Origin of the sequence: Massilia sp. TWR1-2-2 (genome assembly GCF_049897565.1) — a bacterium.
Classification (GTDB): domain Bacteria; phylum Pseudomonadota; class Gammaproteobacteria; order Burkholderiales; family Burkholderiaceae_D; genus JAFCUW01.
In genome coordinates this window covers 35,114-58,422 of record NZ_JAFCWM010000026.1, presented here as the reverse complement: position 1 = coordinate 58,422, position 23,309 = coordinate 35,114, and the positions used below count along the sequence as shown (strand labels likewise).

The 23,309-nt window shown below is 66.6% G+C and carries 19 protein-coding genes; 9 read left to right on the top strand and 10 right to left on the bottom strand.

Annotated elements, in window-relative coordinates:
* Positions 1 to 11 precede the first annotated feature (11 nt).
* From ACP7DD_RS21005 to ACP7DD_RS20995, 3 genes are all read left to right on the top strand, one after another.
* Entirely contained in the window at positions 12 to 467 is a 456-nt protein-coding gene (locus ACP7DD_RS21005; protein ID WP_426176783.1) for an SH3 domain-containing protein, read from the top strand.
* Between the two features lie 121 nt (positions 468 to 588).
* Positions 589 to 981 (top strand): BPSL0067 family protein, encoded by a 393-nt coding sequence (locus ACP7DD_RS21000; protein WP_426176782.1) that lies wholly within the window; start codon positions 589 to 591, stop codon positions 979 to 981.
* Between the two features lie 6 nt (positions 982 to 987).
* Complete coding sequence (locus ACP7DD_RS20995) at positions 988 to 1,419, top strand: STY0301 family protein (RefSeq protein ID WP_426176781.1); 432 nt, start codon at positions 988 to 990, stop codon at positions 1,417 to 1,419.
* Positions 1,420 to 1,578: 159 nt separating this feature from the next.
* Here ACP7DD_RS20995 and ACP7DD_RS20990 read toward each other — a convergent pair whose 3' ends face one another.
* The gene (locus tag ACP7DD_RS20990) at positions 1,579 to 2,049 is read right to left on the bottom strand and encodes a GNAT family N-acetyltransferase (protein ID WP_426176780.1); all 471 of its coding nucleotides are present in this window, start codon (positions 2,047 to 2,049) and stop codon (positions 1,579 to 1,581) included.
* 109 nt (positions 2,050 to 2,158) lie between these two features.
* On the opposite strand from ACP7DD_RS20990, the gene ACP7DD_RS20985 reads away from it, so the two are divergent.
* The 4 genes from ACP7DD_RS20985 (at position 2,159) to ACP7DD_RS20970 (ending at position 6,625) form a co-directional block, all read left to right on the top strand.
* On the top strand, positions 2,159 to 3,403 hold the full coding sequence (locus ACP7DD_RS20985; RefSeq protein WP_426176779.1) for an MFS transporter: 1,245 nt from the start codon (positions 2,159 to 2,161) through the stop codon (positions 3,401 to 3,403).
* A gap of 68 nt (positions 3,404 to 3,471) precedes the next feature.
* Positions 3,472 to 4,428, top strand: coding sequence for a PP2C family protein-serine/threonine phosphatase (locus ACP7DD_RS20980; RefSeq protein ID WP_426176778.1), 957 nt, complete (start codon positions 3,472 to 3,474; stop codon positions 4,426 to 4,428).
* Between the two features lie 295 nt (positions 4,429 to 4,723).
* On the top strand, positions 4,724 to 6,052 hold the full coding sequence (locus ACP7DD_RS20975; RefSeq protein WP_426176777.1) for an FHA domain-containing protein: 1,329 nt from the start codon (positions 4,724 to 4,726) through the stop codon (positions 6,050 to 6,052).
* A gap of 69 nt (positions 6,053 to 6,121) precedes the next feature.
* On the top strand, positions 6,122 to 6,625 hold the full coding sequence (locus tag ACP7DD_RS20970) for a DUF1801 domain-containing protein (RefSeq protein ID WP_426176776.1): 504 nt from the start codon (positions 6,122 to 6,124) through the stop codon (positions 6,623 to 6,625).
* A gap of 162 nt (positions 6,626 to 6,787) precedes the next feature.
* On the opposite strand, the gene ACP7DD_RS20965 is transcribed toward ACP7DD_RS20970, so the two are convergent.
* The 8 genes from ACP7DD_RS20965 to ACP7DD_RS20930 form a co-directional block, all read right to left on the bottom strand.
* Positions 6,788 to 7,663, bottom strand: a complete 876-nt coding sequence (locus ACP7DD_RS20965; protein ID WP_426176775.1) for a pirin family protein — start codon at positions 7,661 to 7,663, stop codon at positions 6,788 to 6,790.
* A 261-nt stretch (positions 7,664 to 7,924) separates the two neighbouring features.
* Positions 7,925 to 10,144, bottom strand: coding sequence for a bifunctional serine/threonine-protein kinase/formylglycine-generating enzyme family protein (locus ACP7DD_RS20960; protein WP_426176774.1), 2,220 nt, complete (start codon positions 10,142 to 10,144; stop codon positions 7,925 to 7,927).
* Positions 10,145 to 10,152: 8 nt separating this feature from the next.
* Positions 10,153 to 12,348 (bottom strand): SPFH domain-containing protein, encoded by a 2,196-nt coding sequence (locus ACP7DD_RS20955; protein ID WP_426176773.1) that lies wholly within the window; start codon positions 12,346 to 12,348, stop codon positions 10,153 to 10,155.
* 93 nt (positions 12,349 to 12,441) lie between these two features.
* Positions 12,442 to 13,446 (bottom strand): hypothetical protein, encoded by a 1,005-nt coding sequence (locus ACP7DD_RS20950; protein ID WP_426176772.1) that lies wholly within the window; start codon positions 13,444 to 13,446, stop codon positions 12,442 to 12,444.
* Positions 13,443 to 14,480 carry a hypothetical protein gene (locus ACP7DD_RS20945; RefSeq protein ID WP_426176771.1) on the bottom strand — a complete coding sequence of 346 codons (1,038 nt, stop codon included), beginning with the start codon at positions 14,478 to 14,480 and terminating at the stop codon, positions 13,443 to 13,445. Before ACP7DD_RS20945 ends, ACP7DD_RS20950 begins: the two co-directional genes overlap by 4 nt.
* Complete coding sequence (locus ACP7DD_RS20940; RefSeq protein ID WP_426176770.1) at positions 14,477 to 15,034, bottom strand: hypothetical protein; 558 nt, start codon at positions 15,032 to 15,034, stop codon at positions 14,477 to 14,479. The genes ACP7DD_RS20945 and ACP7DD_RS20940 overlap by 4 nt, the downstream gene beginning before the upstream one ends.
* Positions 15,031 to 16,269, bottom strand: coding sequence for a hypothetical protein (locus ACP7DD_RS20935; RefSeq protein ID WP_426176769.1), 1,239 nt, complete (start codon positions 16,267 to 16,269; stop codon positions 15,031 to 15,033). Before ACP7DD_RS20935 ends, ACP7DD_RS20940 begins: the two co-directional genes overlap by 4 nt.
* Positions 16,270 to 16,408: 139 nt before the next feature.
* Positions 16,409 to 19,516, bottom strand: coding sequence for a penicillin-binding transpeptidase domain-containing protein (locus ACP7DD_RS20930; RefSeq protein WP_426176768.1), 3,108 nt, complete (start codon positions 19,514 to 19,516; stop codon positions 16,409 to 16,411).
* 633 nt (positions 19,517 to 20,149) lie between these two features.
* Between ACP7DD_RS20930 and ACP7DD_RS20925 the strand changes: the two genes are divergently transcribed.
* Positions 20,150 to 20,398 carry a hypothetical protein gene (locus ACP7DD_RS20925; RefSeq protein ID WP_426176767.1) on the top strand — a complete coding sequence of 83 codons (249 nt, stop codon included), beginning with the start codon at positions 20,150 to 20,152 and terminating at the stop codon, positions 20,396 to 20,398.
* A gap of 104 nt (positions 20,399 to 20,502) precedes the next feature.
* Positions 20,503 to 21,258, top strand: coding sequence for a hypothetical protein (locus tag ACP7DD_RS20920; protein ID WP_426176766.1), 756 nt, complete (start codon positions 20,503 to 20,505; stop codon positions 21,256 to 21,258).
* A 59-nt stretch (positions 21,259 to 21,317) separates the two neighbouring features.
* Here the strand turns inward: ACP7DD_RS20920 and ACP7DD_RS20915 are convergent, their stop codons facing one another.
* Positions 21,318 to 23,216 (bottom strand): alpha/beta fold hydrolase, encoded by a 1,899-nt coding sequence (locus ACP7DD_RS20915; protein WP_426176765.1) that lies wholly within the window; start codon positions 23,214 to 23,216, stop codon positions 21,318 to 21,320.
* Between the last annotated feature and the right edge of the window lie 93 nt (positions 23,217 to 23,309).

Here is a 23,309-nt window from a genome sequence, read left to right as displayed (position 1 = left end):
TGGAGACCGGCATGGCGATCATGATCGGGGCGTTCGTCATCGGGCTGGTGCTGACGCTGGTGCTGGCGGCGTTCCTGACGCCGGCGCGCTGGTGGCAGCGGCCGAATGCGCGGGCGCTGGCGGTCTTGGTGATCGGCACCTGGGGCATTGGCAGCATGCTGCTTTGGCTGGCGCCGAAGCCGGCGATGGCGGCTACTCCCGTTGCCGCGGGCATCGCGGCGCTCCGGCCGGTCCCGCTTTCGGCGCAGCGAAGCTACCAGGTATTCGAGGACTTGAACCTGCGTTCCGCCAGCGGCATCGGTGCGCGACGCGTCACCGTTGTACCGGTTGGCGCCACCGTCACCGCGACCGGCGCGCGCGAAGGCGACTGGTGGGAAGTGAACACCAAGGTCGGCGGCAGGCCGGTAACCGGCTGGGTGAGCAGCTTGTGGTTGCGGCGGGCCGATGAGGCGCGCCACGCTAAATGATGGGGCTGTTTCCAGACGTCGGCACCTGAACATGGAAGCTGTCAATATTGCTAGTTGGCCTCGATTGATCAAGCTTCTAAAATCGGTGTGTTCACCAGATCCATGATCGAGGTATTCCAACATGAGCTACAGGCTGAAAGTTCCCGAAAAAGAGGTATTTGGAAAGGGCAAATACGTCAACGACAAAGGAAATTGCGAGTGCGTGGAATTTGTTCGTCAAGCGACAGACGCGCCAGGCACGCCCTCGTGGACAATGGGGACGAAAATCGCAGACGCCAAACCCGGCGAGATATTGCGCGACACCGCAATAGCGACTTTCGATTCCCGAAAGCGCTATCCCGTCGACGACAAGGGAAAGCATGCGGCGATCTACCTACAGCACAATGTCGCGCGAATGGTGGTACTGGATCAATGGAAAGACCAAGGTGAAGTGAAGGAACGTTCGATAGCGTTCAATCGTCCCAAAGGCACGCGCCGAAGTAACGACGGCGATACTTTTTATGTCATTGAGTAAAGGCCCATGCGAATAAGACCAATTACAGTCGCAATTGCATCGATTCTGGCGGTCACGCCGATAGCGGCCCAAGCGGCGGCAATAGAATGTCCGGGATCGATCACGGAGACGCCCACAGTCGCGGTGCCGAACGCGGCTTGGTCTGTCGTTGCCAAGTCTGGGGAAAGACCGCTGGACCAGGCGGGGATCTACATAGTAATTGGCACCGAGTACGGCTCGCAGAAGCCCGATGCGATAAGAAAAGCCAAACGTGAAGAACACGTTAGTTGGAGAATGCCTTCTCCCACTACAGAGAGGTATTGGCTCGGTTGTTCGTATTTGGGGACAACCGCGCTGCTCATGATCGAGCTCGATCCGGCCATTAAATCATGCGTGGCAACGTACACGCTACTTAAAACAGGAAGACGGCAGCAACTCAAGAATATCGATTGCAGGTGAACGGTCAAGCGCAATCCGCCACTGCCCCCAGTTTGTATTCATCAAACGCACCAACTCGGCGCGGCACCGGTCGGAGTGTGGATCCTGCCCGCCAGTTCGATAACACCCGCGTTCCACGATACGGCAGCAAAAATAACAGGATCGTTCGAAATATTCTTTTCATTGAGAAGCGCCGTTGGCGTTCAATCGCATTGGATTGAAATATATGCCCTTCAGGCACTGCATCGGCGCCGTACGCACAAATCCCATGGCTTCGTACACCGGCAATGCGAAATTCGACGAATTGACGGTGAAAGTGCCACCGCCGCCGCTTTCGATCGCCACAGAGCGCGCCACTTCCCACAGCTTGCGCGCCACGCCCTGCCCCTGCCACTTCGCGCATACGAACATGTGAAACAAGTGCGAGCGGTCGCGCACGCCGATAAAGCCGGCGATCTCGCCACCCGATTCGGCAACGTGGTACACATGCCCGATCTCGATATAACGCCGGATCGCCTCGGCGTCATTCTCGCGCAAAAAGGTTGCGGCGCCTTCCGGCGTGGATTCTTGCACGATGAATTCGATCGACAGGTCCCTCAGCAAGCGCGCCGCTTGCGGCACATCGTTGTCTTCAATCGGCCGGATCTGCATGTTTATCACTTCGTCACGTTGGCAATACCACGAAAATAGCATATCTCCCGGGCTAAAGCTGGTCAGTATGTTGACCTACGGCACCTTAGACCCGTAGACTGGTTTCACCATGTCCAAGTCCCTCCCGCTGCCGGCGCAGCCCTTGCGCCAGAAGGTGCCATTGTCGAAGCCGCTTCGGCACGCCCGCTATCGGCGCCTGTGGACAGCCAACCTCATCTCCAACCTTGGCACCTGGACACAAACGTTTGCCTCGGCCTGGCTGATTGCGTCGCTGGCGCACTCTGCCTCCACCACCACGCTGGTCCAGACCGCCACGTATGTGCCGATTTTCCTGTTCGCCCTGTTCGCCGGCGTCGTCGCCGATGCGGTGAACCGGCCAAAGTTCCTGTTTTTCTGCAACCTGTTCATGGCCTTGTGCGCCTGCACCTTGGCCGCGCTGGTGATCACCGGCCACGCGTCGGCGGGGCCGGTGCTGGCAATTACCTTTTGCCTCGGGGCGGGTTCAGCCTTCATGTGGCCGGCCTGGCAGGCATCGATGTCCGGCCTGGTCGATCCTGATGAGGTCGAGGCGGCGGCCACGCTCAACAACCTCAGCTACAACGTCGCCGCGATCGTCGGGCCGGCGCTGGGCGGCGTGCTGTTCAACTGGATCGGCGCCGGCGCGCTGTTTCTGGTCAACGCGATTTCCTTCGTCGCCTTGCTCAGCGTCTACTGGGCCTGGTGGCAGGAGCGCTTGCCGAGCACGGTCACCACCACCAGCTTCATCGACAGCCTGAAAGCCGGCGTGTCCTGCGCGCTCGGCTGCAGCCGCTACCGCAACATCCTGGTCAACGTCTGCACCGTGTTTTTCGCCACCATCGCCTTCGCCGCACTGTTGCCAATCTTCGTGCGCGACGTGCTGCACATGAATTCGAGCGTGTTCGGCACGCTGATGGGCAGCCTCGGCGCCGGCGCGGTGATCGCCGCCTTCATCCTGCCGAGCCTGCGCACCCGCTTCGACAAGACGCGCCTGCTGGCCGGCGCGCTGCTGGTGTACGGCGCGATGCTGATGGTCATGTCGTTCGCCCGCTCGCTGCTGGTGCTTGTGCCGCTGATCATGCTGGGCGGCATGGCGTGGTCGGCCACGGTTTCCACCCTCAACGCCGCGGCGCAGTCGTCGTTTCCGTCGCACATACGCGCGCGCACCTTGTCGATCTACCTGTTCGTCATGGCCGCCGGCTACACCGTCGGCAGCCTCGTGTGGGGCCGGCTGGCCGACCACTTCGGTGTCCAGGCAGCGTTCACGGTCGCCGGTTCTTGCGTGATTGTCAACGCCATCGCGCTGGTGACGGGCAAGCGGGAAAAACCGCTCTAATCGTCGCTTCGAAAACAGCGCTTCCCTGTAAGCTGTCTGGATTGCTATTCTGACTGTTTCCTTGTCCGATGAATCCAAAGCTCGACCGCCTGCAGTTCGGCCCTTACCTCGATATCGCGGCGCGCACCAGCGCCGGCGCCAACCCGGCCCTGCACCTGGAGAACCAGGATAATTTCCTGATGATCGACGGCGACGGCCGCGCCGCCTTCATGCGCGATCAGCAACCACAGCAAGAAAAGGTTGCCGGCTGGCGCGGCGGGCATGTCCGGCTGGCAGTGCTCGACGGCATGGGCGGCCACGGCCACGGACGCGAGGCGGCCGAAGCCGTCGTTGCCGGCCTGCTGACGATCCCTCCCTGCACCGATATCGCGGCACTTGCCGCCCATCTGGACGCCCTGCACGCGCGGCTGCAGGTGGAGTTTGCCGGCGGCGACGCTGCCAAGCGCCCCGGCACCACGCTCACGCTGCTGGAAATTGCACCCGGCCAGGCGCCGCTGCTGTACCACGTCGGCGATTCGCGCCTGTATGAAGTTAGCGCGGAGCGCGTGTTGCCGATGACGGTCGACCATGTGCCGGCGACTGCGTTTGCGATGGCCGGCGTGCTCGACCAGAAAGAATGGTGGCAGCAGGTGCATGGCGAGCACCGCTCGCAAATCGCGCAAGCTTTCATCCTTGGCAACGCGTTCGCCGATCCTGCCCGGCTGAGCGACGAGCTGTTCGAACTTTCCACGCACACGCTGCCGCCTTTCCTGCGCCAACTGCCCGACCGCCGCGCGATCACCCTGCGGCCGGACGCGGTGTATATATTAGCGACGGACGGCTTCTGGGCGTGCGCGCAGCCGCACCTGTGGATCAGCCGCTGGCCGGCGCTGCTGGCGCGCGACAACAACGCGCGCGCGATGGCCGACCGGCTGTTCGACGAAATGACGACTCGGCCGCCGCCGGCGTTGCACATCGACAATCTGACCGCCATTGTATTGCGCCCGATTGCCGATCAAGATGTCGCCGACGACACATATGCTTGACCTACGAACAATTTAGATTCCTTGCGGCAAAAATGTTACACTCTGCAGCAATTGCATTGCCGGAATAAATATAAACTGGCGTAAGCTTTCGGATATTCGTTACTCCAACCATACGATGAAAAAATGTAGCAACCCCGACCATCCACACTGCACGTTATGGGTGATGGACGGGGCCACATCTTGCGCCAGTGGACATGCGCAGCGAGCGCCGCAGCCGACAAGTTTCGACTTGATCAGTGGGCGGCGCAGCGCCCGTCCCGCACCGAGCGGGCCGGCGGATAGCCACGCCCACGCGATGCAACCGCAAGTTGCGCCGATGCTGCAGCGCCCTCACCTGCACGTCAGCGGCTTCGATCCGCGTGCGGCCGGCGGGCGCCAGGCAATCAAGGTGGAGTTGCGCGGCATGCCGGCCGGCGCCGCGCCGCTGGTAAAAATGCAGCTGCGTTCGGCGCTGATCGCCCAGGGCGGCTCGCGCCACTCGTTCGCGCGCACCCTGCGCGGCGACTGGCGACCGGTGTTCATCGAATTCTCCTCGCGCGAAAAAGAGCACGGCCAATACCAGATCGATGTCGAGCTAGACAGCGAAGCCGACGGCCGCGCCGCGAGCCGCTGGGCCTGCACGATGGTCATCCTGGTGCCCCGGGCAGACGCCACCCTGACCGAAATTCACCAGACATTCCTGTCGACCCACAAAAACGTGCGTGTGATGGCGGACGACGCTTCGATCGCCAAGGTCAACGCCCACACCGGCGGCGGCCGCCTCGATATTGACGTGACCGCGCGCAATGCGTCGATCACGCACCTGAACCTCGACGGCGCTGGCAAGGTCGACATGGGCTTTTCGACCATTGCGTGGGACGAAGACCTGATCGAGATCGACGCGCCGGCGCAGGCTGAACCGCACCCGCATCCGAGCAGCAGCGCCTGCCTGGTCAACGCGGCGCCGGAAGCCGGCGCCCAGCGCCAGGTGCGCCTGTTTGCGCTCGGCGAATGCGTCCTGGGCCGCTGGGAACAATACGATCCGGAAAGCGACGTGCTGCTGGCCCACTTCGGCGACGACGGCCAGGACCGCAGCGGCCTGACGCGCCGCCTGTCGGGCCGCCACGCCGTCATCCGCCGCGGCAGCCGCGGATTTGAAATCGAAGACGTGTCGCGCTATGGCGTGCTGCTCGACGGCGTGTGGCCAGGCAAGAACAAGCCGGTGCCGCTGCGCTTGGGCATGCGCATCGAGCTGTCGGCGAGCATCAAGGGCATCGTCGTGCTCGCCGTGACGGCGCTGCCGCCGCACGGCGTGATCCTGCACCGCATCGACCAGGGCGAGTTTGCCGAGTGTTTCTATTTCCTCGAGCCGGGCCGCCATCCGGGCTTCCCGCTGCCGGCGTTTCCGCGCGAACCGCGCGCCGCTGTGATGCCGCTGCTGTTTCACCAGCATGACGGTTTCTGGCACCTCGATCCGGTCACCGGCGTGGAAACGGCACTGACGCCGGCTTCGACGCTGGAAAAGCTGTGCCAGTTCCCGCGCCACACCCGCTTTGCCAGCGATCCGTATCCGGAATGCTGGATTATCCGCAGCCGCGCCGGCCAGTTGCAACAGGCCCTGTCGCAGGACATGCATACCGCGTAATACCGTGATTGCGTATTGCACGCATGACACATAGAATCAGCGTTCGCCCCCTCCCCGAAGCAATACCGAATGCCATCGAGCGCCACCACTGTTGACGCCTACCTCGCCGAACTGCCTGAAGAGCGCCGCGCCACCATCGAGGCGGTGCGCAAAGTCATCCTCGACAATCTCGATGACAGCTATGCCGAGTCGATGGCGTTCGGCATGATCGGCTACTCGATCCCGCACAGCGTGTATCCGGCCGGCTACCACTGCAATCCAAAAATGCCGCTGCCGTTCGCCGCCATCGCGTCGCAGAAAAATTACGTGTCGGCATATTTGATGGGCCTGTACGACGGCTGCATCGGCGACGAGGAAAACGGCGACGTGCAATGGTTCCGCGACGCCTGGGCCGCGTCCGGCAAGAAGAAGCTGGACATGGGCAAGGCGTGCGTGCGCTTCAAGCATCAGGACGACGCCGCGCTCGACGTCATCGGCGAATCGGTCAAGCGCATTCCGGCGCAGCGCTACATCGAGCGCAAAGAGCCAGTGCTCGCCACGTCGAAGCGTACCGCGCGCAAGAAAAAAGCCTGATGCACTAGTGCGCTATCAGCACCAGGAAGACCAGGCCGGCGCCGGCCAGCAGCGCCGCTTCGAGCGAAAAGACGATCAGCGGGATCTTGATTCCTTCAGGGATTTTCACGATGCTTCCTTTCCAGCATAGCCAGTCGAGTAGCACTGCGCGTTGGCGATGAATCAGCGCAGCGGCCGTGGCAGCGGAATCCATTCGGTTTCGCCCGGCACGGCTGCGTAGCGCTGCTGTTCCCAGTCCTGCGCCGCCTGCACCAGGCGCTCCTTGCTCGACGACACAAAATTCCAGAACACAAAGCGATGACCGTCGAGCGGCGCGCCGCCAATCACGACAAATTGTACTCCCGTCGCGGCGCGGATGGACGCACCGGTGCCCGGTTCCAGGTAGGCCATGGTGCCCGGCGCCAAAGGCTCGCCGTCGATCGTCAGTTCGCCGCTGACCGGGTAGATGGCGGCCTCTTCCGGCAGATCGGCAAGGATCAGTTCGGCGCCGGCGTCGAGCCGGATATCCAGATACAACGTCTCCATGTAGGTCGCCACGGGTGACGTCAGGCCGAAGGCGCTGCCGATCAGCACGCGCGCGTCGCCGCCGGCAAACGACGCCACCGGAATGGCGTCGGCCGGCGTGTGGATGAAGGCCGGGTCGACCTCTTCATGCTCGCGCGGCAGCGCAGCCCACAGCTGCAGGCCGTGGCTGCGGCGCGGCTTGCCAACCAGGTCGGGGGGCACCCGTTCGGAGTGGACGATGCCGCTGCCGGCCGTCATCCAGTTGATCGCGCCAGGCTCGATGCGCTGCACCGAGCCGAGACTGTCGCGGTGGAGGATGGCGCCCTCGTACAGATACGTGACGGTGGCCAGGCCGATGTGCGGGTGCGGCCGCACGTCGTGGTTGGCGTCCGGCGGCGCATCGACCGGACCGAAATGGTCGAAGAACAGGAACGGTCCGACCGCCTGTTTGGCAGCGGCCGGCAGCACGCGGCGCACGAAAAAGCCGCCGCCAAGATCCTTGTCGTGCGCTTTGAAGAGAGTCGAAATGGCCATGTTTTCCTTCCGGTGATCGTTACCGCTAAATTACGCCACTAATCCCAGATCCGTCATTTCTGCCACTGGCAGAAATGACTTCCCGTACGGGCGGGATCCCCTGCCACCTCTGATCAGTGAGCTGTACCGTCAACAGTGGACGCTCTATTCCTGGTGTTGCTACCGGTTTACGAAAATCCGCTTTTAGCCGATAGCGGGCGATCGGAATCGCAGTGTACGGCTTGTTGCTCGTAGAGCGAGTAAGAGGTCTTATTCAGCGTTCTAAATCAGGTTGCGCGCCACGCGGAAGCCGACAATGTCGTTACCGAGCGCCGCCGAGAACCCGTTGCGCAGCGCCGAGCGCAGGTAGCGTGGGTTGTACAGCCACGAGCCGCCGCGCAGAATGCGGCGCACCTGGTCGCCGCCGTCTTCCCACGCGCGGCCGGTGTTCGGCGCGCCATCGTAGTTATCGTGCACCACGTCCTGCATCCACTCCCACACATTGCCGTGCATGTCGTACAGCCCCCACGGATTGGGCGGGAACTCGCCGACCCGGCTGGTGCCCTGCCGGTAGACGCCCTTCGGACTGCCGTTGTAGCTGTAGTTGCCGTCGTAGTTGGCCAGGTCGGTGCTGATGGTGTCGCCGAAGTAGAACGCCGTCTTGGTGCCAGCGCGGCAGGCGTACTCCCACTCCGCTTCGTTCGGCAGCCGGTACACCTGGCCGGTCATCGTCGTCAGCCAGCGCAGGTACAGCTGCGCGTCGTGCCAGCTCACCCCTACCACCGGATGATCGTCGGCCTGAGCAAACCCCGGCGCGGCCCAGTTGAATTGTCCCTGCGGCTGCCAGCCGGTCGCTTCGACGAACTCGCGCCACTGGCGCACCGTCACAGGATAGCGTCCCATCGCGATCGGCTGCTCGATGCCGACCCAGTGCTGCGGCGTCTCGCGGTCGAGCCACTGCTTTTGCGAGCCGGCCTCCATCGCCTTCTTGCGCTCGTGCTCGGGCGAACCCATTTGAAAGCGCCCGGTCGGAATCAGCACCAGGTCAGGCCCGGTGCCCGTGCCGTCGCGATAGCGGTCGCGCAGCACGCCTTCTGCGTCGGCCACCGGACTGTTCGCACTTGGCAGCAGCGCCGCCAGTTCGGCTTCAGTGCGCGCTGCGATTGCTGCGCGTGCACGCTGCTGCTCGGCGCGATACGCGGCGGCGGCCTTGGCCTGCAGTGCCTGGCGCTGCTGCTCCTCGTTTTCGAGCCGCGCCTTTTCGGCGTCGGCCGCGCGCCTTTCCAGCAGCTGCAGCCGCAGCGCATCCTTGCGTTTGCGCTTGGCTACTTCGGCCTCGGCGCGGTCGGCCTTCTCTTTTTCGCGCCGCTGGCGGTCGCGGATCAGCTGCGCCGCGGCGGCCGCTTCGGCGTTGGCCTTGCGCTGGGTGTCCAGCTGCTGCTGGCGTTGCTTTTCTTCCGCGTGCTCGGCTGCCTCGCGCGCGGAGATCTCCTGCGGCGTCGGCCCCTTTGCATGCATCAGCTGGTCGAGCAACTCGGCCACCGTGGCGGGACGCTGCGCCGGATCGAGCGCAAAGCCGTTTCGCAGCACCTTCCACTGCCAACCGGTCAGCGCGGCTGGCTGCGACGGTTGATGCGCCGCCGTTCGGACGCCGTCGAAGGGCATGCGCCCTTCGACCATCTGGTAAATCATCACCGCCACCGCAAACACGTCGAGCGCGCGCGACGGCTCGCCCTGGTGGGCGCCGGCTTCCGGCGCGCGGTAGCCGGCGGTGCCGGAATTGGCCGGTGCCTCCAGGCCGATGCTGCTCGCGCTCGAACGCGCGCGCGCGGCTATGCCGAAGTCGAGCAGCTTGATTTCCCCCTTCTTGGTGACAAACACATTGCCAGGCTTGATATCGCGGTGCACCAGGCGGTGCTTGTCCCACGCGTACAGCAGCGCCTCCGCGATCGGCGCCAGCAGCTGCGCCGCGCGTTCGAGGGTAAACGGGCCTTCGCGCGCCAGCAGGCTGTCGAGGTCTTCGCCTTCCAGGCATTCCATGATGATGAAGTAGCTCGCCGTGGCCGGATCCTGCGCCCACTCGTAGACGCGCACGATGTGTTCGTGCGCCAGCCGGCGTGCCTGGGTCGCTTCCTCGATCAGCAGCTTGGCGTGCGTAGGGCTCATGGTCAGCTGCGGCGGCAGGATCTTGATCGCAACGCAGGCGCTGTGACCGAGTTCGGCCTGGGTGGCCAGGTCGAGCGCCTGCCACACCTGGCCCATGCCGCCCTGGGCGATCAGCCGTTCGAGCTTGTAGCGGCGGTTTTGCGGGCCGATTTCCTGGCCGGCCATCAGGCCGATCTCGGTCCCCTGCCGCACCGGCGGCGACGCACTGACGCCTCCCGGCGGCGCGTACTCCGCATCCAGGATGGCGTTTTTGCGGCTGTCGAATTCCTGCTGGCTTAACAGCCCGTCTTCATGCAGGGCCCGCAGTTCGCGGATCTTGTCTCTTGCTGTCTGCATCTTTCCGGTCAAGGTTGAAGGGCCGCGCCGCACGTCGCGCAAAAGCGGTCGCCCGGTTGCGCCGCGTGGCCGTTGGCGCAATAGCGTACCGCCGGCGCACGCGTCGCTTGCGCCACGCCGATGCCAAGCGCCGACTGCGACGCCAGCGCCGCCTTGTTGACGTCATTTTGCAGGTTCAGCATGTCGAGCTGGTGGCGCCGATCCTTGTCGACCTCGGCGTCGCGGCGAGCGCGTTCCTGCTGGCCGTGTTCCTGCGCCATGCGCGCGGCGTCCTGTGCGCTGACGCTGTTGGTCGCGCTCGCCACGCCGGCCAGCGCGGAGAGCTGCTGCGGGCTCATGCCGGCATGCACCTGGGTTTTCATATAGTCGGCCAGCGCCGCCGCGTTGGGCGCCGCCGCCAGCGCCACCTTGGCCGTGTCGCTCATGGCGCCAATCGTTTCGACGCGAGCGATTTCGATACGCGCCATGTCGGCCTGATGGGCCAGGTGCGCGAATTTCTCGTCGCGCTCCAGTTCCAGGCGCCGCAAGTCCTGCTGCCATTCGGCTTCCTGCGTCTGGCGCTTGTGATTGTGGCGCGCGTCTTCCGCTTCCAGCGCCAGTTGCTGTGCCTGGCGCGAGGCAGTGCCGTCGGCGTCGATGGTGCGCAGCAGTTTTTCGTACTGGGCGATCGATTCGGCCTGGGCGCCTTCGCGCCGCATCGCCTCGAGCTTCTGGTTCGCTTCCTCCGCCAGCAGCGAGCCGCCGCGCAGCAGCTCGCGCTGGCGTTCGAGCGCGACCTGGTCTTCCCACTCCTGCATCCGCTCCGCCTCGCGCTTGTGCGCGGCATTGACCAGCGCGAGCGCCTGCCACTTGTTGGTGTGTTGTTCCGCTTCGATGTCCGACTGGCGCTTTGCCGCTGCCTGGCCGACGCCGTGCAGGCGCGCCAGCTCGGCGCGCTTGCGCGTTTCGTCTTCGATCAGCATCGCCTGGGCGACCTTGTTGGCGATCTGCTGCTGCAGCAGCTGGTGCGAAAAGCGCTGCTGCGCCAGCTGGCGCGCTTCGGCCGACTGCTGCTGCGAGATTTCGAGTTCGGTGCGCATGCGGATCCGGGCGATGTGGCGCAGGTGCGCCCACTCGGCCGACTCGTCGCCGCGCGCCGCATCCTTCTTGGCCAGCTCGTGTTCGAGTTCGGCCAGCACGTCGCCGGCGCCGCGGTCGAGCGCTTCCTTGCGGTTCTTCGAATCGACGATGCGTCCGTACAGGTCGATTTCGCGCGCGCGGATCGCCTGCACGCGCTCCGAGCTTTGCAGCGACAGTTCGGCGCGTTCGATCGTCTCGTCATGGCGCAGTTCGGCCTGGCGGTAGCGGATGCGCCCTTCCTGTTCCTCGCGGCGCATGCGCTGCCACTCGGCGTCGTCGTACAGCTGGTCGAGCTGCTTGGCGTGTTCGAGCTGCACGTTGCGCTGGTCGGCCACCAGCCACAGCGTGCCGATGCGCTCGCGGTGAGCATCAAATTTTTCATGGCGCAGCGCCAGCGTGTCGACCTGCTCCACCGCCAGGCCGTACTGGGCCAGGCGCATCTTCAGAGCGCCCTGCAGGCGTTCGTCGAGCTGGGCGCGCAGTTCAGGATTGCGCGCCATGTCGCGCAGCGACTGCCCGGCGACGAATTCGGCGGCCAGCTGGCGCACCGACGGCGCCAGCAGCTCGCGCAGGTGCTCGGTGGTGACGGTGCCCGGCAAGGTCATGAAGTGGCGCGCAAAGGCCGGCACCTGCTCGATGCGCACGTTGACGGTGAAGCCGGCCGAAATGGTCAGGTGTTCGGCCGTTTGCAGGTCGTCGAACTCGAACTGCACCGGCAGCGCGGCGCTGCGGGTAATCAGGATTTCGGCGTGCTGGTTGCGCAGCAGGTGATTGAGGCGCGAGAAAAATCCTTCGATCTCGTATTCGCCCTGCGGCACTTCGGTCGCCTTGTCGCCCTGCAGGATATACGCGCGGGTGGTGGCCGGCACGCGCAGCGTCTTGACGAACAGGCCGGAGAGCTGGCGCACGCCGAAGAACACCGCGAACTCGTTGGGAGCGGGAATCCAGCGGTTCTCGCGCAGCACCGGTTCGTTGCGCGGCGCGCCGAGCGTCAGGCCGCACTGGGCGCAGTAGCCCGATTCGTCGGCATTCTTGTGCTCACAGCGCGGGCATGTGACGCCACCAAATCCAAACATCTGGAACATATTCCAACTCCTGGTTATTCAATCGGCACAGCTTTTGTTCGTTTTTGTGCCCCGGCCGATTCGATTCTAGCAGGGGCAGGCGCTTTACATGGTTCAGATGATGCCGATGCGCTCGACGCAGGCGAGGCTGGCGCCCTTCTCGAGCACCGCTTGCGCGAAGCCGGCCGGCAGCGCGCTTTCCCACGCCGCCGGCAGCACGATGCGGTCGCCCGCCACCGCGGCGCGCAGCATCAACGCGCACTTCGGCTCGCAGCCGTCGACCGCGTCGACCCGGCCGGCGTGCCACGCGGCCGAACAGCCGGTGGCGATGACGCGCCCGCGCGGCAGGAATTCGCGCCCGCGCGCGATGCGGTCGGCCATGACGAGCGCCAGTTCGAACGAGTTGCCCTGGAAGCGCGGCTGACCGAAGCGCACCACGCTCCTCCAGCGGCCAAGGCCGCGGGCGTCGAAGTGGCGCGCGCCGGCCAGCGCGCGGCGCACCGCCAGCTGCTGCGTCAGGTCGAGGCCTGGCACCGCGATCGCGTCCTCCTCGTCGCCGTCCGCGCGCGCCAGCGGATACACGCTGACCTCGACCCAGCACAAGCTGTCGTTGATGCCGCCGCTGTGCAGCGGGAACCAGGCGCGCGCCGAAGACACGCTGGCCGCCGGGTCGGGCTGGCCGGTCAGCATGCCGAGGTGGGCCAGTCCTTCCGGTCCGCCCAGCAGCGCGTGATCGGGCGCGCCGGCCACGTCGTGGCCGGCGATGCGGCCCAGCTGCCAGGCGTCGGACCAGCCGTTGGCCAGCACCGGCGCGGCCGGCTGGAAGACGCCGCGCACCATGCGGTCGGCCAGCACGACGGCCAGTTCCCAGTCGCGTTCACTGGCCGGCGGCGCGCGGTCGATGCTGACGACGACCTGGTCGCGGCTGTCGAAGCGCGGCTCGGTGTGGCGCGCCAGGCGCACCACCTGCAGCATGCGCTCGGCCAGCGCCGGCGCGCCGGCCGCGCTGCACTTGACGTCGGCGCGGTTGGCGCGCGCGCGGCGCGTGGCCGTCACCGTCACCAGCGAGCCGTCGGCCAGCATGCTGAGGCAAAAGGCTGTGTCGGGCAAAGCGATCATGGCGCCTCGCTTTCAGCTTGCGCCAGGCGTCGTTCGCCAGTGTCGTATTCAAGATTGGCGATGATGCGTTCGGCGTCGCCGAACAACACATCGAGCTGCGCGGCCTGCGCCACCTGAAGGCGCGACAGCATTGCCCAGGCCTCGTCGAGCGACTCGACGGCGCGGCGGCTGTGGCCGATCCTGCGTTCTTGCTGCTGCGGCCCGAGCGGCACGCCGGGCGCGGCCAGTGCGAGCGCCGGCATCGTCCCCACGGACAAGCTGACCAGGTCAAGGCGGCGCAGCAGGTCCTGGTGGCGGCGAAACAGCTGCTGGCCCTGCGGCAGCACCGCCGCGCGGAAGGCGCACATCACGCACGGCAGTTCCAGGAACAGGCGGCGCAGCGCGCGCGCGTCCGACAATGGCGCGGGTGCAGGCGCCGGCGCAGCCATGGCGATCAGCGCGGGCTCCTCGGCGACCGCGCGCGCCAGCAGAACCTGGGCGAAATCGACTGCGTCGCCCAGGTCGACCGGTATGCATTCTTCGACCGTCACGCCAAAGCGCAGGTACAGCAACTGGTTGAAGCCGGCGCGGAAGGTGTTCCATTCGGCCAGCGACGTGCACGGCGGCAGGTCGAGATTGCCCTGCGCCAGTTCGCGCTGCAGCGCCGCCTCGATCGACATGGCGAGCGAACCGAGTGCCAGCGCGCCTTCAGCCTCGCTGGCGAGGAACAGGTCGAAGCGCTGCTGCGCCACGCGCGGATCGGGGCTGTCGACGGCGAAAGCGACGCGCAGGCCAATTTCGGGCGCGGCGGCGAACGGCACCAGGTCGGCAGCGTACGGACCGGGATGGAAGGCGAAAGCGGTTTCGCCTTCGCCAAGCGCCAGGCGGCTGCCTTCGGGCGCGCGGCGCGGGCGCCCGCCGCGGTCGATGATGACCGCGCCGCAGCCGGCCGGTATGGCGCAGCCGGAGGGCAGCGGCATCGCCACCACAGCCTTGCCAAGCGCCGACGGGTCGACCGCGGCGGCGCGCTCAGGCCATTTGAAGATGCTCTTCACCGTCGTTCCGCCTTGACAGGTTGCACCGCGAAGGCGGCGCCGGCTTGCTGGAAGTGCGGCGCCGGCGCGGTGCCGAACGGCCAGGCATTCTCGCACTCGCCATCGGCATCGAGCTGCCCCTGCAAAATGATGGCGCCGGCACCGTCGACGACGCGCAGCATCGGCTGTTCGCGCATCAGCTGCGGCGCGAACGGCGCGTCGGCCGCCAGTTTGAGAATGACCTGCCAGCTGGCCCCCTGCGGCAGGAAATGCAGCGCCCAGTGGCCGTCGTCGGTGGCCAGTTCGCCCAGCGGACCGCTGCCCGAGGCGGCGCGCAGCATGCCGGCGCTGCCGGTCCATGCTTGCGCCGCGCGCTCGATCGTCATCTGGCGCAGGCGACGCATCGTCAGCGGCGACAGCGCCAGCGCGGCGCGCTCGTTCGGGGTGAGCGGGCGGCTGCCGTCCAGCGCGGCGCCAAGCACGTCGTCGGCCAGCATCAGGCGGTCGCCTTCGACGCGGCGTGCCAGCAGCAGTTGCTCGCGCAGTTTGCGCTCGAGGCCATCGGTCGTATTCAAATCATTCTCCTTGACGGTTGTGCCGCCGCCAGCAGGCCGGCAATGGCGGCGTCGCGCCGTTTGCGCAGCGTCGGCAGCGATATCTGGTCCAGCGTGGCCAGTTGCTGCATGGTGGGCAGCTCACCGGTAGCCGGATCGAGCCATTCGGCCGGGTAGCTGTCGTCCTGCGATCCCAGCATCTTGAGGTACACGGCAAGGCGCACCGGCAGCGAATCGGCGGCCATCGCCTGCACGCTCCAGCTGCCGCGGTCCTGCGCCAGTTTCGCCAACTGCATGAAGCGGGGGGGCAGTGAAACTCCGACTGCGATCAGGGCGATGCAATCGTCCTGGTCCGGTTCCGCATCGCGCTCCTCATTGGCCTCGTCGTCGCCGGCGGGCAGGATGCGGTCCGGCTCCGTGCTGGCTGCCTGCTCCGACTCGTCGAACACGCGCGCCAGGTCGTCCAGCCAGGCGGCAGCTTCGATCGTGTCCTGCTGCCAGTCGCCGTCGCGGTTGGCCGACAGTTCCTCGTATTCGTCGATTTCAGCGAGCATCGCGCCTATTTTATCCGGACTGTTTTTCAGGCTGGCGAATCGCTTGGAGCGCGTGTGCAGCGGCCCGGCGGCGCCTGTAAAGCGTTCACGCGATTCGCTCCAGCGGATCACCCAATCGGCCTTGCACAGCCCGATCGATTTAAGCTGGCGCACTTCGATCGGCGAGGCGGCCGCGTCAACCGGCCGGCCGAGGATAGCGCCAAGCTGCTCGCCGTGCTGCTGCCAGCCCTCGAAGATGCGGGCGATGTCGCCGTACGCCGTGTCGAGCATGCGGTATGCATAGATCTTGTTGGGGCTGCAGCTACGCCCGCACGCGGCCTGGTAGTTGTCGGCATCGACCTTGTCGCGCAGGACGGCGTACATGTCGTTGACCTTCTTGCGCAGGATCGCTTCGCCGCCCGCCTGCTCCCAGAAGGTGCCGATCCTGGCATGCTCGTTGGCGACGGCGGCGGCGAACGCGGTCCAGTCGGCGGGGCGCGCCTGCAGTTCGAACAGCAGGCCAAGCGCCAGTTCGAGCACGCTTTCGCCGTAGCTGTTGCCGGGCGCGGTCGCGCGCGAAGAGCGGCGCGCGGCGCGCAAGGCGCCCGCGGCCAGGTCAATGTAGTCGCCCAGCGCCTCTTGCGCGCCGTCCGGGTCGAGCAGGCGCGCCGGCATCTGCTGGGCGAGCGCCGGCAGGGAGCATTGTCCCAGCAATTTGCGCACTTGTTCCCACCCGTGCTCTTGATACCGGGTTCCCGGCAGGCGCATACCTTTCCTCGTCGTGTCGATGGCGGCCCGCCGCAGCGCGGGCATAGCAAAATCATGCCATACAACTGCGCCGGTGCAGGCGCGTTTCAAACGCCTATTTACCCCTCTGTTCCGTATTCTGCGCCAGGCTCGGGGCCAGCGCCGCGGCGACAATCGGTGCGGCGTGCTCGCCGCCGGTCGTTTCCGAGTGGCTGACGAAGGCGGCCACCGCCAGCCGGTGGGTCTGCCCTGGCAGGCTGCCAGGCTCCAGCCAGCCGGTGAACCAGACGGTGGCGGCATCGCCGCGCGGGCCGGTCGGCGAGGTGCCGGTCTTGCCGGATAGGCCACGCCGCAGCGGCTGCAGGCGCACGCCGCGGAAGGCGCCGGCGGCGGTGCCGACGTCGACCACGCCCTTCATGCCGGCGCGGATTCGGTCGAGCCGTACGCCGACTGGCGCCATAGCGGGGGACGCCGCCTGGCGGCCATCGAGCGACAGCAGCAGGCGCGGGGAGATCAATCTGCCCTGCCCGACCGCGCCGGCGGCGAGCGCCATCTGCAGCGGCGTGACCTGCATGCGCAGGCCGATCGACATCTGGCGCAGCTCGTGGCGGGTGTGGATCGGGTCGATCTGCGAGGCGCTCGCCTGCAGCGCATCCCACGCCGACCAGCTGTAGTCGGGCGGCAGCAGGCCGCCATCGAGCCGCAGCGCGTTGCCAAAACCGAGCCGGTGCGCCATGCCGACGATCGGCCGCACGGCGTCGAGCGCGCCCACTTCGAGCGGCTGCAGGTCCGGCGCGCCGCCATCGGCGCGGCCAAACAAGCTGCGATCGCTCAATTCGCCCGACCAGGCGAACCAGGTATTGAGGCTGTACGTCAGCGCCTGCGCCAGGCCGAGCCGCCCGTCCTGGGCGCGCCGGTCCAGCTGCTGATCCTTGTAGTTGGTAATGTGCGCCAGCCGGGTAGCGGTTGGGTAGCTCGGCGAATCGGTCTGGAAGGCGAAGCCTTTTTCGCGCGCCATGCGGTTAATCGCCGGCAGCGGCAGGCCCGCCAGCAAGGCTTCGACCTGCGGATCGCGACGCGCGGCCTGCTCGAGGCCGAGCGCGCTGATCACCTTGAAGGTCGAGCCGGGACTGGAGTGGGCGCCGCCGTCGTGCTGGAAGGCCGGCAGGCGCAGCGGGCTGCGGGCCGGGTCGGTGCGGTCGAAGTTGCGCACTTCGTTCCAGTTGGCGGCGGTGACGGCGGCGCCGCCGGCGCCGGCGGCGGCGAGCACGTCGCCGTTTTCGGTGTCGAGGATGACGATGCCGGCGCGGCGTCCTGCAGGCGGCGCACGACCGCCGCTGCACGTCTTGCCGTTCCACTGGCCGCGGCGCATGCCGATGCAATCGAGCGCGCCCTGGCTGGCCGACTGCAAGGCCAGGTCGAGTGTCAGCCTGGCCGCGTGCGGCGAGCCGTCCGCCGACGGCAGCAGCCGGCCGAGCATGCCGGCGACGCTGCCGTCGTGCTCGGCGCGGATGCCGAGCAGCGGCGCCAGCCCGGCGTCGAGAGCGGCCTGGGTTGGCGCGCCGCCTTGCCACAGCGGGGCGCCGTTGCGGTCTTCCAGCGCCACTTGGGCAGCGGCGGCCGGGCGGGCCGCTGCCGCCCGTGGCGTCAGAGCCTGCCAGTCGAGCCGGCCGCCGGCCACGCGCAGGTGGCGGTACTGCTGGTCGCCGGGCATCGCCAGCACCGCCATGTCGAGCGGAGCGACTTCAATGGTCACGCTGCGCGCGCCGGGCAGTAGTTCGAGGGTGACGACTTGGGCGGCATCGCGCGATGGACAGGCGCGCCCGCTGCAGGCGCCCTGCGGATCGCCGCGCAGCAGCGCGCCCTGCACCGCGCCGGCGCGCCCGACCAGCATCAGCGCCAATGTTTCGCCGCCGCGCGCCGGCTGCGGCAAGGCCAGCGACAGGCGCGCGGCGGGGCCGGCCTCGGGCCAGGCGGCGATGCGGGTCCACGGCGCCCATCCCAGCTCGACACCGGCAAACAGGCGCGCCGACGCCACCGGCATCGCCGCCGTGGTCGATGCGGGCGCACCGCCAACGCTGGCCTGCCACTGGCCGCGCACGGAACCGGATGCACTGCGCCAGGCCAGCAGGCGCCGCTCGCCATTAAACACGCGCACCTGATCGCGCACGTAGTCGCCGTCGGCCATGCGGTACAGCCGCTTGAGCAGGCGGATGTCGGCCTGGTCGAGCTTGACGTGGTCCCAGCTTGCCAGCTGGCCGGCGCGCTCGGGCAACGGCGCGGCGCGCCACGCCGCCAGGTCCGGCGGCACCAGCTCGGCCAGGCCAGCGGCGCCGAGGCGCAGCATGCCGCGTTGGAGCAGCTGCTGGAACAGCGCCTGGTCTTCAAGAGTGCGCCCGCTATCGGCCGGCACCCGGTAGCTGCCGGCGGCAAGCCATGCAATGGCCGGCGCACCGCTGGCCGGGTAAGCGGTCACCAGCGCGCGTGCGGCCGACGGTCCGGGCGTCGCGCGCACGACCTGCACCAGCAGTTCGCCGGCCTGCGGGCAGGCCGAACTGGCGCGCCGCTGGATATGCATGGCGGCGTCGGCGCGCCACACCAGCCAGCCGTCGCGGCGCAGCGCTACCTGGTTGTGCGCGCCCTGCTCGACTTTTCCGCCGGCGGCGTCGCCGATCCAGCTGACGGTGTCGGCGCGGCTGTCCCAGCGCAGTTGCAAGGGCTGATCGAAATCGGCGGTCGCGTTGCCGCTGACCTGCACCTGCGGCATATCGCTGTCGCCCTGCCCGCGCAGGGCGATGTTGCGCAGCGTGACCGGACTGGCGGCGCCGTCGTTGCGTGCGACCCAACGGGCGACGTCGTCAAAGCCGTAGCCGATCCGCACCGGCAGCAGGCGTGCGCCCTGGCCCACCATCTGGCTGCACAAATCGATGCGCAGTGCCGGCGCGCTGCGCATGCCGGCCACCACCAGCAGCGCGCCACGGTCGTGCGGCGCCAGCGTGATGCCGCCCTGCTGCGGAACGTCGAAGACGGCGCCGGGCAGCGCAGGCTGGAAGGCGACGACGGCGCCGGCGCCGTCGGCCGAGCCGGCGGCGCCGGCCAGGCTGCGCGCATGGCTGGCGATCAGGATGGCGCCGCCGAGCGTGGCGGCGACGCCGGCCGCGGCGATCCAGCGCACCGCGACCGGGCCGCGCGGCCGAGCGAACGCGCCAGCAAAAGCTGCCACCGGCGCAGGCCGGGAACGCCGCTGCGCCGGTCGCGTGCCGGCATGCATATTGCGCGCGCGTCGCCAGGCGATGCGGCGCGCGGCGGCTGAGTTGAAGAGTCTGCGGATCAGGCCTGACATTGGTTTCCCGTCTGTAGCGGCCGCGTATGCACCTGCGCACGCCGCCTGCACAGCCCTAGCGGAGGGTGCCAGAAAGGCCAAGTCCCCTACCTCATCCATATCGCCGGGGTCAGTGCCGACATTCAGACACGAACTCGACCTTCAATCAAGCACACCGCCCGTAAATGCTGCGACCGTGTCCGAATGTCGGCACTGACCCCGGAGGTTGATCCTGACCCCAGGGGTTGATCGCTGGCCGACGTTCCTTATAGCGCTGAGACCGTGTCCGAATGTCGGCACTGACCCCGGCGGTTGACCGACCCCGGCGGTTGACCCCGGCGGTTTGCTGACCCCGGCGGTTTGCTGACCCCGGCGGTTTGGAGGGAGGCGAAAAGGCTGCGTCCGTTACGTCGTTGGTCGCCGATTTTTGCAGGTCGCGCCGCCGATCCTGCGGCTCGTCGCAATCGCATGGCGCCGCGCCGGCCCAATGGCTACAGTGACTCCATCGAAACGCCACCCCTGAAAGGAACTACCATGAACATCCTGAAAAACTTCGAAGCGGTATTCGTCGTCGCCCTCGGTGTCGCCGTGGCCGCATGCGGCACGGGTTCTGACGCGTCGATGGCAGCGGCAAGCGCGCCGCAGGCGATGATCGCGACGCCGTCGACGATGGCGGTGGTAACGGTGGCGGCCAAGCGCATGAGCGCCGTCGAAAAACAGCGTTCGCTGGAAGACGAACGCCGGCTGGCGAAGGAAGGCAGCGCCACCGGCAGCCGCATCTAGGCCCAGTTCGCGCAACCTGTTTCAGTTGTAAGCAACTGCTTCATTTCTTCGTGACTACGGTTCAGCTTGATATATTGAATCATAGGTTTTAAACGGAGATAAACATGAAACGCGCACTGACCCTCGCAACAATGATCACGCTCGGCGCCGCAGCCTGGATGCCGTTGCCATCGATGGCGCAGACCGGCTTTAACCTGGTCATCAACTCGGCACCGCCGCCGCCACGCTTCGAGTCGGCCCCGGCGGCGCGCCGCGGCTACGTCTGGGCGCCAGGCTACTGGAACTGGGACGGCGGCCGCCACGTATGGCTGGGCGGCCACTGGGAGCCGGAGCGCAACGGCTATCAGTACGACTCGCACGAGTGGGTTCGCGATGACGGCGGTTACCGCCTGAGCAGCGGCGGCTGGCAGCCGATGGCGCAAGCGCGCTACGACGACATCCGCATCGCACCGCCGGCCCCACGATACGAGCGCATTCCACGCTCGCGTGACGGCTACCTGTGGCAGCCCGGCTACTGGAACTGGCGCGGCAACCGCTACGAGTGGACCTCGGGCATCTGGGTCGCCGAACGCCCAGGCTACGTATACTCGCAGCCTAGCTGGGTGCAGCGCGACGGCCGCTGGTTCATGGAGCCGTCGCGCTGGAACGCGCCCGGCCGCGATCGTGACCGCGACGGCATCCCGGACCGCTATGAGCATGGCCGCGACCGCGACCGCGATGGTGTGCCAGACCGCTACGAGCGTTACGGGCGCCGCGACTCCGACCGCGATGGCGTGCCGGACCGCCGTGACGCCGACCGCGATGGCGATGGCGTGCGCAACGACCGCGACGAACGTCCGGATAACCCGCGCCGTTACTAAGCCGGCAGCTTGAATTGACGACCCGACCGCTCACGCGGCCGGGTCGTTTTTCTTTGGCCCTACGGTTTCAGGTACTTGTCGAGGAAAGCCAGCATCCGCGCACTCGCCTCTGCCTGGTTCTTCTTCTTGCTGAAACCATGCCCTTCGTCGGCGAACACGATGTACTCGACCGGTACATTGTTGTTCTTTACCGCGTCGACGATTTCATCGCTTTCGGGCTTGATCACGCGTGGGTCGTTGGCGCCCTGGATCACCATCAGCGGCCGGCGAATTTCCTTCGCATGGAACAGCGGCGACGTCGCCATCAGCATCGCACGGTCCGCCACCGGGTCGCCAATCTCGTCGTAAAGCGCCTTGCGCTGGGTCTCCCAGTAGGCCGGAATGCTTTCGAGCGTGCGGATCCAGTTGCTGACGCCGAAAATATCGATGCCGACCTTGAACGCCTCGGGCCTGAACGCCATCGCCGACAGCACCATGTAGCCGCCATAGCTGCCCCCGACAATGCCGATGCGCTGCGGGTCGATGTTACCGAGGCTGGCCAGGAAGGTCTTCGCCTCGACGCAATCCCACAGCGGCTCGCGCCCATGCTTGCGGTCGTCGGCGGTGAAGAAGGTCTTGCCGTAGCCGGAGCTGCCGCGGTTGTTGATGCCAAGGACGGCGTAGCCATGATTGACCAGGTACTGGATCTGCGCGCTGTAGCCGCGCGTGGTCTGGCCACCCGGGCCGCCGTGCACCCACACGAGGGCGGGCACCTTGTTCGCCGGCGATGCATTCTTCGGCCGATAGTAGATGGACGGGACGACGGTGCCGTCGAACGACGTGAAGCGCACCACTTCGGCTTCGACCAGGTCGGCCGGGTCGATCTCCTTGTTCAGGCTACTGGTCAGCTGCCTGGTCTGGCCAGTCTGGAAATCGTGCACGTAAAGGTTGCTGGGCGAGCGGTCGCCGTTGACGTAGAACGCCATCAGCCGGCTGCTCGGCGAGAACGTCGTCTGGCGCATTTCGCCGCCGGGCAGCTTGGGCAGCGCTACCGCTTTCTCGGCGGGACCCTCGACTACCCGCACCGCAATGCTGCCGTCCTGGTTGACGACACTGGTGCGGAAGCGGCCGTCGCGCGAATAGGAGGTGCCGAGCAGGTCCCAGTCGGCCTTCTCGCTATCGACGGTGGCGCCGCTGGCAATATCGTAGGTGCGGATGGCGGCAAACTCGCCGCTCGCATTGGTCGTGAAGAACAGGCGTTTGGACTGCGGATCGAAGGTAGCCGCGCCGAACGAGGCCGGCGTGGTGTGCGGCGTGATGTGCTTCGATTCGCCCGTCGCCAGGTTGAGCAGGTAGATGTCGCTGTCGGACGTGGTGGTGGTCTTCTGCAGCGCCAGCCACTTTTCGTCGCGGCTCATGGTCGATACGTTCATGCCGCTCTCGTTCTTGTACAACATCGTGCGCGCGTAGGTCCTGGCGTCGTACCGGTACAGATCGAAAAAGCGCGGGTCGCGTTCATTCGTGGTGACGTAGAAGGCATTGCCGTCCGGGCGCCAACCGGCGAATGACGCCTTGAGTTTATCGCCCGGCGTGAGATCCCGTTCGGCGCCGTCCAGTTCGCGAACGAACAGGTGGTTGTTCTCGTTGCCGCCGCTGTCGCGCGTAAACAGGATGCGGTCGTCGTTGTAGAAAAAGCTGACGGCGTAGGTGCTGTCGATGGTCGATTTCGTCATCGCGACCGGCTTGCCGCCGGCGGCCGGGATCGTGTACGCGTTGAAGATGCCGCTCTCGTTGCTGGAGAACAGGATCTGCTTCTCGTCCCGGCTGAACGACGCGCCGCTGATCGACGTCGTGGCCATGAACTGCTCGATGGTGTAGCGCTTGGGCGCCTTCGGCACCTCCTTGACTGGCGCGGCGAACGCCGGCTGCAAGATCACGGCGATAGCGGACAATCGCACCAAGGTACCGATAAATCTCATACATCCTCCAGGGAAGCCCACCGATCGGGGCGAGTCGAGTGTTGCAAAGTTGCCTATCGATGTCAAGCTTCGGCAAACCGGTTATGCTGCCGG

Excerpts from the sequence above, each read along its gene's own strand:
- ACP7DD_RS21005 (WP_426176783.1), top strand. The coding sequence starts at position 12 with ATGGCGATCATGATCGGGGCGTTCGTCATCGGGCTGGTGCTGACGCTG.
- ACP7DD_RS21000 (WP_426176782.1), top strand. The coding sequence starts at position 589 with ATGAGCTACAGGCTGAAAGTTCCCGAAAAAGAGGTATTTGGAAAGGGC.
- ACP7DD_RS20995 (WP_426176781.1), top strand. The coding sequence starts at position 988 with ATGCGAATAAGACCAATTACAGTCGCAATTGCATCGATTCTGGCGGTC.
- ACP7DD_RS20990 (WP_426176780.1), bottom strand. The coding sequence starts at position 2,049 with ATGCAGATCCGGCCGATTGAAGACAACGATGTGCCGCAAGCGGCGCGC.
- ACP7DD_RS20985 (WP_426176779.1), top strand. The coding sequence starts at position 2,159 with ATGTCCAAGTCCCTCCCGCTGCCGGCGCAGCCCTTGCGCCAGAAGGTG.
- ACP7DD_RS20980 (WP_426176778.1), top strand. The coding sequence starts at position 3,472 with ATGAATCCAAAGCTCGACCGCCTGCAGTTCGGCCCTTACCTCGATATC.
- ACP7DD_RS20975 (WP_426176777.1), top strand. The coding sequence starts at position 4,724 with ATGCAACCGCAAGTTGCGCCGATGCTGCAGCGCCCTCACCTGCACGTC.
- ACP7DD_RS20970 (WP_426176776.1), top strand. The coding sequence starts at position 6,122 with ATGCCATCGAGCGCCACCACTGTTGACGCCTACCTCGCCGAACTGCCT.
- ACP7DD_RS20965 (WP_426176775.1), bottom strand. The coding sequence starts at position 7,663 with ATGGCCATTTCGACTCTCTTCAAAGCGCACGACAAGGATCTTGGCGGC.
- ACP7DD_RS20960 (WP_426176774.1), bottom strand. The coding sequence starts at position 10,144 with ATGCAGACAGCAAGAGACAAGATCCGCGAACTGCGGGCCCTGCATGAA.
- ACP7DD_RS20955 (WP_426176773.1), bottom strand. The coding sequence starts at position 12,348 with ATGTTCCAGATGTTTGGATTTGGTGGCGTCACATGCCCGCGCTGTGAG.
- ACP7DD_RS20950 (WP_426176772.1), bottom strand. The coding sequence starts at position 13,446 with ATGATCGCTTTGCCCGACACAGCCTTTTGCCTCAGCATGCTGGCCGAC.
- ACP7DD_RS20925 (WP_426176767.1), top strand. The coding sequence starts at position 20,150 with ATGAACATCCTGAAAAACTTCGAAGCGGTATTCGTCGTCGCCCTCGGT.
- ACP7DD_RS20920 (WP_426176766.1), top strand. The coding sequence starts at position 20,503 with ATGAAACGCGCACTGACCCTCGCAACAATGATCACGCTCGGCGCCGCA.
- ACP7DD_RS20915 (WP_426176765.1), bottom strand. The coding sequence starts at position 23,216 with ATGAGATTTATCGGTACCTTGGTGCGATTGTCCGCTATCGCCGTGATC.